At 46.1% G+C, this 11556-nt stretch carries 9 protein-coding genes; 1 reads left to right on the top strand and 8 read right to left on the bottom strand.

Translation table 11 applies throughout. The features are described 5' to 3' along the window. Window positions 1-14 precede the first annotated feature (14 nt). From epsC to purL, 7 genes are all read right to left on the bottom strand, one after another. Window positions 15-836, bottom strand: a complete 822-nt coding sequence (gene epsC / locus PSM36_RS14470) for a serine O-acetyltransferase EpsC (RefSeq protein WP_076931527.1) — start codon at window positions 834-836, stop codon at window positions 15-17. A 13-nt stretch (window positions 837-849) separates the two neighbouring features. Continuing rightward, the gene (locus PSM36_RS14465; protein ID WP_154671037.1) at window positions 850-2838 is read right to left on the bottom strand and encodes a DUF4954 family protein; all 1989 of its coding nucleotides are present in this window, start codon (window positions 2836-2838) and stop codon (window positions 850-852) included. A 96-nt stretch (window positions 2839-2934) separates the two neighbouring features. Then, a complete protein-coding gene (gene recA, locus PSM36_RS14460; protein ID WP_076931525.1) occupies window positions 2935-3954 on the bottom strand; it encodes a recombinase RecA in 1020 nt (339 codons plus the stop codon). A 126-nt stretch (window positions 3955-4080) separates the two neighbouring features. Then, a complete protein-coding gene (bcp, locus tag PSM36_RS14455) occupies window positions 4081-4557 on the bottom strand; it encodes a thioredoxin-dependent thiol peroxidase (protein ID WP_076931524.1) in 477 nt (158 codons plus the stop codon). 78 nt (window positions 4558-4635) lie between these two features. Then, window positions 4636-5745 carry a DNA-processing protein DprA gene (gene dprA / locus PSM36_RS14450; RefSeq protein WP_076931523.1) on the bottom strand — a complete coding sequence of 370 codons (1110 nt, stop codon included), beginning with the start codon at window positions 5743-5745 and terminating at the stop codon, window positions 4636-4638. 169 nt (window positions 5746-5914) lie between these two features. Then, on the bottom strand, window positions 5915-6328 hold the full coding sequence (locus PSM36_RS14445) for an acyl-CoA thioesterase (protein ID WP_076931522.1): 414 nt from the start codon (window positions 6326-6328) through the stop codon (window positions 5915-5917). Window positions 6329-6367: 39 nt separating this feature from the next. Then, on the bottom strand, window positions 6368-10069 hold the full coding sequence (gene purL, locus PSM36_RS14440) for a phosphoribosylformylglycinamidine synthase (protein ID WP_076931521.1): 3702 nt from the start codon (window positions 10067-10069) through the stop codon (window positions 6368-6370). 195 nt (window positions 10070-10264) lie between these two features. Between purL and PSM36_RS14435 the strand changes: the two genes are divergently transcribed. Then, window positions 10265-10900 carry a LysE family translocator gene (locus PSM36_RS14435; protein WP_076931520.1) on the top strand — a complete coding sequence of 212 codons (636 nt, stop codon included), beginning with the start codon at window positions 10265-10267 and terminating at the stop codon, window positions 10898-10900. A gap of 116 nt (window positions 10901-11016) precedes the next feature. On the opposite strand, the gene PSM36_RS14430 is transcribed toward PSM36_RS14435, so the two are convergent. Next, on the bottom strand, window positions 11017-11514 hold the full coding sequence (locus PSM36_RS14430; RefSeq protein WP_076932294.1) for a metallophosphoesterase family protein: 498 nt from the start codon (window positions 11512-11514) through the stop codon (window positions 11017-11019). Between the last annotated feature and the right edge of the window lie 42 nt (window positions 11515-11556).

Here is an 11556-nt window from a genome sequence, read left to right as displayed (position 1 = left end):
GCTGTGAAGCCCGATCAAATGACAAAATCATAGGGACTGGAAAAATCCCTCACCATCCGTATCTTTACATCTATCGAGTTAGAGACGAGAGAGTAGGGGACTACACTCCGCGTGAGCCATGCTCCGCCGCCAATTACCGAGTCATGGCCGACCACCGTCTTTCCTCCCAGAATAGTGGCATTGGCGTATATCACCACGTTGTCCTCCACGGTCGGATGTCGTTTTACGTCAGACAATTTCTTCTCTACATATAATGCACCGAGCGTTACACCCTGGTATATCTTTACGTTGTTACCAATCTCGGCCGTTTCACCGATCACGATCCCCGTTCCATGGTCCATAAAGAGATTTTTGCCTATCCTGGCGGCGGGATGAATGTCGATACCGACCTTTGAATGAGCGTATTCGGAAAAAAGCCTGGCGATCAGGGGGACTCCCAGTCGATGGAGTTCATGTGCTACACGATGCACACAGAGAGCATAAAATCCGGGGTAGGTGAGGATTACCTCTTCCAGGCTTTTGGCCGCAGGATCGGCTTTCAGATAGCAGGCCGCATCTTTATAGAGCCGTTCGCGAAGCGAAGGGAATTGGCCGAAAAAAGATTCAGTGATCTCATCAGCTTTCTGCTCACCGGTAAGTGAGGATATATTGGCGTGAAGTGTTACAGCCGCTTCCTTTAGCTTTTCATGGACATCTACCGGTTCCGGACAGTCGCAAATAGGGAACATCTGTGAAATAAGCGTTTCGATCACCTCTTCCAGATCACACTTGTTAATAGGAATGCGTATAGGTTGCGGGTTGAACTGCTGAATGAGTTCCTCAATCTTGTCTGTCATGAAAATAGGATGTTTATTGTATATTTTTTATTCTTTCTATCAATTCGTCTCCCAGTGCTCTTTTTTCTTCGATGTGCTTTAATGTGGCTATAACGAATGGGTTCTTATCGAAAGCGCCCCGTACGTATTCGAAATCCATAGCCCGGTCCTGGATATTGCCGTCAGCACCAAAACCGGTTTTGAATGAGAGGGAGAACTCTTTTTTAGCGTCACTGTAAATCATCTCATCGAGGCCGATCACAGCCGCTTTCCACTTTTCAACAATGGAGATCACATCAGATGCTGTAATCTCATCGGCTTTGATACCGTAAAACGACTGGATCTTATCCCAGGCCCATGTCCACTCGTTATCGTAATAGTCTTGATGCAGTTGTTGGAATATATGGTTGATCTCCTTCAGTTTGGTGATCTCTCCCGATTCGATTTTGCAGAGCAGGTCGTCGATTTCCGATTTGGGGGCGATCAACCCCGAAACATCTACCCATTCTCCCAGTCCGGGTGCACCTTGCGGGTCGAGCCGCTGCCTGATCTCTTCATTGCTTTTGAAACGGGTTTTCTCTAAACGCTTGATAAGCGAGTTCCCAAGAAATTTGTGGATAATGATCTCATAAAGTTTCAATCCTCTCAGTAGTGATGAATTGGTGATGACGCAACTCTGGAAGGTATAAAATTCCGATGTTTCCCCGGCCACAGCCTGGAGGTTTTTGAGAATCCCTACACCGGCAAACACTTTCTGGATCGTATAGGGACTGAGTAGGTTGAAATTGATGCAGTCGAGCCGGTCGGGATCTTTCCGGCGGTCTCTTTCGGGCCATTTCTTGGCATCACGGATGGTGCCCACGCTGCGTAAATTCACACCCGGCGCAATATAGGTACCGTTGTCTTTTTCTACGAGGTAGGAAAAAGGAAGATTCGATGTGTCGGCATGTTGGGAATGGCGTCCCAGGATCAGTGAGAAGGGTCCCACCTTGGCAGGCCACAATACGTAAGAGTTACTGGTCGTCTTTGCTCCCCGCTCAATGATTCCCTGATGGATAGGTCCCAATTTATACATGTGGTTGCTCTGGTTAGAGCCCGATCCGGCATTCATAAAGGAAAACATCCCTGCAATAAGGAGTGTGGACTTATGGTGTGTGACGGTATAAGGCCCGGCAAAAAGCGCACACGCTTCACCGTTCTCACCCTGGCAATTACTGAAAAAGAGAGAATCGGAAGCGGAATATCCGTGATCAATATGGCAAGCCTGTCCGATGAAACAACGGGAGATAATAGAACCTCCGTCGATCGTGGAGCCGGAGCAGATAATAAAATCTTCGGCAATCACATTCCGCCCGATATAAACCGGATCATATTCATTGCTGTTGATGCTGCCGTTCTTGAGTTTCATCGCACCGGTGATCTTACAGAAAGAGCCTATCCGCACATTTTTGATATAGCCTACATTCACGATCTTGCAATCATGTTCTATAATCCCCCTGTCGGATGAGTGCTTATCGCAATAATAATCGATGATCGCCTTCATCCGTTCAACCAGTTTCGGGCGATGGCGATAAAGTGAGTAGATATAGGCAAAATGGGCTGAGAGCTTGTCGTTGATATGTACTTCCCGTCCTCCGGTTTCGTTCAGTACGTTGACCTGCACTCCGTTTCCGAAGGTCGTCATCCCGTCGACCAGGATCACGTCTATATTCTGAATGAAACAATTATCGCCAATAGTATAGTTGGCGATATAATTTTGCACATTCTCGATCATTACATTATTGCCGATGGTGCAGTTATGGATCACGGCGCGATTGATGCCGGCATGTTTCTGTAGTCCGCCGGGCAAAGAGAAAATTTTCTCAAAGATGCCAATTTCAACCTTGCCGGAGAAGTGGCTTTCACGTACATAACGTGGGTTGAAGCCTTCTTTTACTGTCACCAACCCCCAGTCAGTACAACTGCATCCGTTTTTCTCCAACTGATCGATTTCGGACTGCGTTAAATTTCTGTGATCTTGCATAATTTAATGTGACAAACAACGTTCAACGGGACGAAGTGTAGTTAAATGTGCTAAATGAAAAAACGAGACCCCGGAAGGGATGTCTCGTTTTCCATGTCATTTGCTGTTCTCCTTGAGTGCGTCGAAAATAAGTTTTTCGAGCTCTTCGGCCAATTCGGGGTTGTCTTTGATAGCCGCCTTTGCCGCATCGCGCCCCTGACCCAGTTTGGTATCGTTATAGCTGTACCATGAACCGCTTTTTTTGATAATCCCCAGATCAGATCCCAGATCGATAATCTCACCCGTACGTGAAATGCCTTCTCCATACATGATATCGAATTCCGCCTTACGGAAGGGAGGTGCCAGTTTGTTTTTGACAACCCTTACGCGGGTGGGTTTCCCAATCTGCTCTTCACCATCTTTGATGGCTGTGCCGCTCCCACGGATATCCAAACGTACCGATGCGTAGAACTTCAAAGCATTCCCTCCGGTAGTTGTTTCCGGATTACCAAACATTACCCCGATCTTCTCACGTAACTGATTGATAAATATGCAAGTGGTGTTGGTTTTGCTGATGGCTGAGGTGAGTTTCCTGAGTGCCTGAGACATCAATCGTGCCTGCAGTCCCACGTTGGAGTCCCCCATCTCGCCTTCTATCTCTTTCTTGGGAGTGAGTGCTGCCACCGAGTCGATAACAATAATATCTACCGCAGAAGAACGAATCAACTGTTCGGCGATCTCCAATGCTTCTTCACCGCTGCTTGGTTGTGAAATAAGCAACTCATCGGTATTTACGCCCAGTTTCTCGGCATAAAAACGGTCGAAAGCGTGTTCAGCATCTATAAAGGCAGCCACGCCGCCCGCTTTTTGGGCTTCGGCAATGGCATGAATGGCGAGAGTGGTCTTTCCCGATGACTCCGGCCCGTAGATCTCGATGACACGTCCGCGCGGATAGCCACCCACACCCAAGGCCACATTCAGGGCAATAGAACCGGAGGAGATAACGGGTACTTCTTCCACCTTCTCGTCACCCATCTTCATGATAGAGCCTTTGCCGTAGGTCTTCTCAATTTTGTCCATCGCCGCACGCAGCGCTTTCAGCTTTTCACTGTTCTTGTTATCTTTTTCTTCTGCCATTTTTAGTTATGTTTAATTTTTTGTTCATTAAAATTAGTCGTTTTCTTGCTATGGCATAATACAAAGAAGTTTGTCTTCTGCTCATTTAGCTTAACGAAAACGTTGCTTGTTTTCACTGCCGGCTCATCAGTCCCGGCCGGTTTTCATTTTCTCTAATATCTGCACGGCATGGTTTTTCGTATCCACGCCTCTTCCTTCTATTTTATCCCGGATGATCCCGTTTTCATCTACAAGGAATGTAGTGCGGACAGTACCCATGAATTTTTTCCCCATCATCGATTTTTCCTGCCATACCCCAAATGCTTCAACCAGTCTTTTTCCGGTATCGGCGATCAGGGGAAATGGTAGAGAGAACTTGTCGATAAATTTTTGGTGTGACTTTTCACTGTCGACACTTACACCTACGATTTCATATCCTGCTTTCCGGAGATCGTTGTAACCGTCGCGCAGGCTGCAGGCCTGAGCCGTACATCCCGGTGTGTTGTCTTTCGGATAAAAGTAGAGAGCCAGTTTCTTACCTCTGAATTGCTCCGCTTTTATCGGTTCTCCATTTTGATCTGTGCCCAATGTTTCGGGTATTTTATCGCTTATCTGTAAAGCCATTGATCTTTTGTTAAGTGTGATTATTTTTTCAAAGATATAAAAAATAAAGAGAAGCGAGGGGGATAAACAGGTCAAATTTCACACTAATTGATACATTCCACCCGGAAGTGATGTCACAATGTTTTTTACTTCCAACTCCAGTAATGTCATAAACAATTCTGATACCGGAATGTTGAGTTCAACGGCCAATGTGTTTACATGCATGGATCCTGTTTTACTGAGCTTTTCGAATATTATCGACTCTTCTTCTGATAGATCGGGGAAAAGTTCCTGCTGTACCGGAAGAGGTTGTTTTTCTTCCGGTTCCCATCCCATGTGAGAGATAAAGCTGTCGATACTTTGAAAAAGTAGCGCTTTGTTGTCCGATATCAACCTGTTACAGCCAGCTGACATTTTATCGCTGATACGCCCCGGCAAGGCAAAAACTTCACGATAATAAGAGTTGGCGATATCGGCAGTGGTAAGTGATCCTCCTTTTTTGCCCGATTCAATCACTACTACCGCATCGGCCATACCTGCGACGATACGGTTGCGCTTCACGAAATTGTGTTTGTCCGGATTGGTGCCACTGGGAAATTCGGTGAGAAGAGCCCCGTTTTGTAACATTTCGACGGCTGTCTGCCTGTGTATCTGTGGATAGATACGATCTAATCCGTGTGCCAATACGGCTACAGTGGAAAGATTGTGCTTCAACGCGGCCCGGTGAGCGCAGATATCGATACCATATGCCAGGCCACTGATAATCTGTGCTTCAGGGATTCTGCGCGATAATTCTTCCATGAACTCTTTGCAGAAATCCTCTCCATATCTGGTGGAGTTGCGTGTGCCAATGACACTGATAGTTTTCTGATGATTGAAATAGGCGTTGCCTTTGGCATAAAGCAGTAAGGGAGCATCAATACATTGGGTAAGGCGTTGGGGGTAATCTTCATCGGTAAAGAAAATGAGCCGGAGCTTATTATCTGCCACAAATTCCAGTTCTTTTTCCGCTTTTTTTAGTACTTCGGGATTACGGATCTCTTCAATCAACCTTCTCGAAATGCGGGGAATAGCTTCCAGCTTACGGACATCCTCTTTGAAGATCGCCTCTTCGTCGCCAATCACCTGCATCAGGGTACGGGCATGCATCACCCCTACGCCGTTGATCTGTGTGAGCGCTATCCGGTATAGAGATTTATCTGTTTCCATAGAAATCTAATGTGCCAATTCCGATAAATCGGGACAACTTGTCCCGGCTTGTCGGGAAGGAGTGGCTATAAGACTAATTATCAATGATTCAATTTATTCGTATTCCAAATCATGAAATCCGGAATCATGAATTGTAAATCGACGTAGTCAAATTTTCAAATCCCAAATCCTACATCCCAAACCCCAAATATGGTGCGAACGCTTCATCGAATACTTCTGGTTGCGACAACTTACCATTCACCAAATTCACCACCTCTATTTTTGCTTTGGCGCATACTGTATTATCGGACAGGCGAATAATTTTCTGATGAAAGATATATTTTACTCCCGTCCTTTCGATACGTTGTACCGTACAATTGAACTCATCCATACCGACAAGGGGCACCTTGTAGCGTATCTCAACCTGTGAGACTACCGCATCTATCCCCTGTAAATGCAATTGGTGAAAGTTGAGTCCTGCTTTTTCCAGAAACTCATGCCTGGTTACTTCAAAATAGTGTTGATAGTTAGCGTTATTTACATGTCCTTGGGTATCACATTCATAATCACGCACTTTCATTTTGTATGCAAAAATCGGATCCATTGGTTATTTTTCTCCTTTTCTGATATGATGTATCCGTTTTTATTTTGTCTGATTTTTCTCTTTCAACCATTCCCTTGCATTGGCAAATGCTTCCATCCAGGGTGTTACCTCATGTTTGCGGTAAGCGTGCGGGTACCAAGCGTTTTGCCATGGGAAGACAGAGCGTTCGGGGTGCGGCATCATCGCCAGGTGACGTCCATCGTGCGAACAGACAGCCGCAGTGGCATAATCGGAACCGTTAGGATTGCCGGGATATTCGTTGTGGAAATATTTTGCTGCAATATGATATGCTGATTCCGATTCCGGCAATAGGAAACGGCCTTCGCCATGCGCCACCCATACGCCGAGTTTTGTGCCTTCGAGCGATTTGAGCATTACCGACTCATTCTTGGGTATTTCCAAACTTACGAAAGTAGATTCGAACTTATGAGACAGATTATGATGCATTTTAGGATGGTTATCTCCCATTTCAGGATAGATCAATCCTAATTCCATCAACAACTGGCAGCCATTACAGATGCCGAGGCTTAATGTATCTTCGCGGGCAAAGAAATTATTGAGTGCCGCCTTTGCTTTTTCATTGTAGCGGAAGCCGCCGGCCCATCCTTTGGATGAACCCAGTACATCAGAATTGGAGAATCCCCCGCAGAAGACCGCAAACCGTACATCTTCCAGAGTCTCGCGACCGGAAGTAAGATCGGTCATATGTACATCTTTTACATCGAATCCTGCAAGCCAAAGTGCATAGGCCATCTCACGTTCGCCGTTGGTTCCTTTTTCGCGGATTATGGCGGCAGTGATTCCCGACCTTTCCTTCCTTTGGGGATTCAATCCCAGGTCTTCCATTTTACCTGTAAAGGAGGGATTGAACCCGAACCGGAGCGGTTGGTTCTTATAGTTCCCGAATCGTTGTACAGCACAGGTTTCACCACTCTGTTTCCGGTCAAGGAGATAAGAGGTCTTATACCATACATCACGCAATTGGTCGATGTCAAACTCTTTGCAGAAAGTATCTTTAGAGATCACCAGCTTCCGCTCTTCTATTGGCCGTGCCACAATAGCGGCTCCCACCCCGTAGTCCTGCAGGATCTTTTCTACTAAGTGGTGATGTTTCACCTGGATGATCACTCCCGGATTTTCGGAGAAGAGAATTTTTATCAGGTCTGTATGGCGGATTTTGTCGAATCGTGCTTCCAGTCCTCCTTGCGGATTGGCAAAGCACATCTCGAGCATGGTAGTGATCATCCCTCCGGCGGAGATGTCGTGTCCGGCGAGGATCAATCCGCGGTTTACCAATTCCTGTACAGCGGCGAATGTGTTCTTGAAGTATTCGGCATCGGTCACAGTGGGAGCCTCGTCTCCAATTTTGCCCATTGTCTGTGCAAATGCCGATCCCCCCAATTTGAAGGTGTCGAATGAGAAATCGATATAGTAAAGGTAAGTGCCTCTTATATAAGCCAGCACTGGGGATACGATCTTACGGATATTTTTCACTTCGGCGGCAGCGGAGATGATGACCGTTCCCGGTGAGTAGACTTTGTCGTCACCATATTTCTGCGTCATCGAGAGTGAGTCTTTTCCCGTGGGAATATTGATCCCCAGGTCGCAAGCAAAGTCGGAACAGGCTTCTACCGCTTTATAAAGGCGGGCATCTTCCCCCGGGTTGCGGCAGGGCCACATCCAGTTAGCACTCAGTGAGACGGATTGTAATCCCTCGGAAAGCGGTGCAAATACGAGGTTGGTAAGCGCTTCGGCAACCGCCATCACTGATCCGGCAACGGGATCTATCATAGCTGCCTGCGGGGCATGTCCCAACGAGGTTGCCATCCCGGCATAACCGTTATAGTCGAGTGCGATGGCGCCACAGTCGCTCAGAGGTAGCTGGATTTCACCCTGGCACTGCTGACGGGCGATTTTCCCGGTAACTGAACGGTCTACCTTATTGGTAAGCCAATCTTTACAGGCGACAGCTTCTAATTTGAGAACATTTTCTATATAAGTTTCCAGCAATTCCTGATCATATTCCGGAGCACCATACTCTTCCGTGATAGTAGTATCCTCCATGATAGTGACGGGTGGTTTTCCGAAGAAATCCTCCAGTTCCATATCGATGGGACAGGAACCATCCGGCTGGCGGAAGGTGAATTTCATATCACCAGTGGTTTCGCCTACTATGTACATGGGTGACCGTTCGCGGGAAGCAATACGCTCTATCCGTCCTATATCCTTTTGTTCTACGAGCAATCCCATCCGTTCCTGGCTTTCGTTGCCTATGATTTCCCTGGCAGAAAGCGTTTCGTCACCAACAGGCAGTTTGTCCATTTCAATGACACCGCCTGTTTTTTCCACCAATTCCGAAAGACAGTTAAGATGACCGCCTGCACCGTGGTCGTGGATAGATACAATAGGGTTTTCGTCCGATTCGGCCAGTGCACGGATCACGTTGGCAACACGTTTCTGCATCTCCGGATTAGCACGCTGTACAGCATTCAGTTCGATCCCCGCGGAGTATTCGCCGGTGTTGACCGACGAGACGGCGCCACCACCCATACCGATGCGGTAGTTATCGCCACCCAGTACCACTACTTTTTCACCGCTCTGCGGTTCTCCTTTTTTTGCATCGCGCTTGTTGGCATATCCAATCCCTCCGGCAAGCATAATCACCTTGTCATATCCGAATTTTTTGTCGTTTTCGGCATGCTCTAAAGTAAGTACTGATCCGCAGATCAGCGGTTGACCGAATTTATTCCCGAAGTCTGATGCTCCGTTAGAGGCTTTGATAAGGATCTGTTCGGGTGTCTGGTAAAGCCATGGGCGAGGGGGCAGTGTTTGCTCCCAGGCACGGCCCTCTTCGAGACGAGGGTAGGAGGTCATGTAGATGGCTGTCCCCGCTACCGGAAGCGATCCCTTTCCTCCTGCCAACCGGTCGCGGATTTCACCACCCGTGCCCGTAGAAGCACCGTTGAATGGTTCTACGGTAGTGGGAAAGTTATGGGTTTCGGCTTTGAGCGAAAGTACGCTTTCTACTTCTTTAATCCGGAAGAAATCAGGCTTATCACCACTTGCCGGTGCAAACTGTTGTATGATGGGTCCCTGTACGAAAGCCACATTATCCTTGTAAGCCGATATGAGGCTATTGGGGTTAACGGTAGAGGTCTTCTTGATCAATTGGAATAAAGTCAGTTCTTTCTCCTCACCATCGATAACGAATTTGCCGTTAAATATCTTGTGTCGGCAATGTTCAGAATTCACTTGTGAGAATCCGAACACTTCACTGTCAGTCAGCTTACGCCCCATCTTGTTGCTGACAGCGTTGAGATAATCGATCTCCTCATTGCTCAGGGCAAGCCCTTCCGCCTGATTATAAGCGGTAATATCGTCGATATATATGATCGGTTCAGGTTGTTTGTCGATAGTGAAAACAGATTGATCCAGTTTGTTATATTTGCGTTGCAACATAGGATCGAATTCTGTCGTATCGTTATTGTTATATGATGTATATTCTTCGATACGTGTGATACCCTCTATACCCATGTTCTGGGTGATCTCTACGGCACAAGTACTCCATGGGGTGATCATCTCACGGCGCGGACCTATAAAGGATTGATCGATGCTCTCAGTGGGTAGTACTTCTGCTTCACCGAACAACCATATCAGTTTCTGGATCTCTTCCTGTGAGAATTCTCTATTGGTTTGTACGGCAATCACACTCTGGGAAGGAGTCTTGAAAAATGTAATCATATCTCTTTTTTTAGATTGGGATTGGAACAGATTGATATAGATTGAAAGAGACTTTAATCAATCTGAATTAAGGCACAAAGTTAGTGAACTTTTTCGATAAGTGAATACAGAGGCAAAACTTGTTTTGTCTGTTTTGTATAATGGATGTACCTTTGCACCGGAAAAATTTAGAGTCATTTCTGTAAACGGCGGTACATGTTTGAAACAATTACCAAGGGATTCCTTATTGGATTGTTGGTTTCTGCACCTATGGGTCCCATCAATATGCTGGTTATTCAGCGAACACTCAACCGGGGATGGTGGCATGGTTTCGTGACAGGCCTTGGAGCTTTATTGTCTGATCTGTCATATGCTGTGATCACTTTAGTCGGTTTGAGTTTTGTCTCAGATTTTTTTGATGAATATGAGCAGATTATACAGATACTGGGAAGCGTTATCCTTTTCTTTTTCGGTCTTAGGGTGTTCAATTCAAATCCTTTAAGGGACTGGACTCCCGATAAATTACCTCAAGAAACACGGTATATAAGAGATTTTGTTTCATCATTTCTGCTCACCTTCTCCAATGTAGCGATTATCTTAATATTCATGGGATTTTATGCCCGTTTTTCATTTAATCCTTTGGCAGATGGTAGAAATTTCTTTGCTGCCGGATTGATTGCTTTTATCATTGCTATATTTGTTTGGTGGTTTCTTCTCACCTCTTTGGTGGCACGATTGCGTAAACATTTTAACCGCAGAGGCCTGGTATTGCTTAACAGAAGCGTAGGAACCCTGTTGATGTTGCTGGGATTGGGAGGAATCATCCTGTTGCTGTTCCCCGGCTTCTTTTAATTTTTTATTTCAAAGAAAATTCACTTTAGTTTTTCACTTTCTCCGGCCTCTTCTTCCCCCACTCAGGCACATAGGCGCTTTTTACCATCCCACTTTCCCTCCTTTCCACTTTTAATTCATCCCTGTTTTCCTATCTCTATCACTTCAAGGTCCCTTATATTACCTTCGTCCAGTATAAAACGGAGAAGGGTACGTACTTGATGAAAGCCATATTTACCGGCAGCACCGGGGTTCATATAGAGGCATTCCAGTTTCTTATCATACATTACTTTTAATATATGGGAGTGTCCGGTTATGAACAGCTTTGGAGGATTGGCTTTTAATTGAGGCAGGACGGCAGGGTTATAACGGCCCGGATAACCGCCTATATGGGTGATCATTACATCTACCTTCTCGAGCATGAAACGCAATGTGTGGGGATAGGCACTGCGAACGGCAGTATCATCGATATTGCCATAAACGGCCCTGAAGGGTTTTAGGACTTCGAATTGCCGGGCCAGGGCGAGTGAGCCGATATCACCGGCATGCCATATCTCATCGCACGAAGCGAAATATGTTTCGAATTTTTCATCCCAATGGCCATGGGTATCTGAAAGTAGTCCTATTTTCTTCATTTTTTTTATTCGGTCAAAGTTATTATTTTTATACCATAATTC

It is taken from the genome of Proteiniphilum saccharofermentans (assembly GCF_900095135.1).
In the GTDB taxonomy this organism is placed as follows: Bacteria; Bacteroidota; Bacteroidia; order Bacteroidales; family Dysgonomonadaceae; genus Proteiniphilum; species Proteiniphilum saccharofermentans.
The sequence above is the reverse complement of the archived record's forward strand: the minus strand, read 5'-3'. Positions and strand labels throughout refer to the sequence as shown.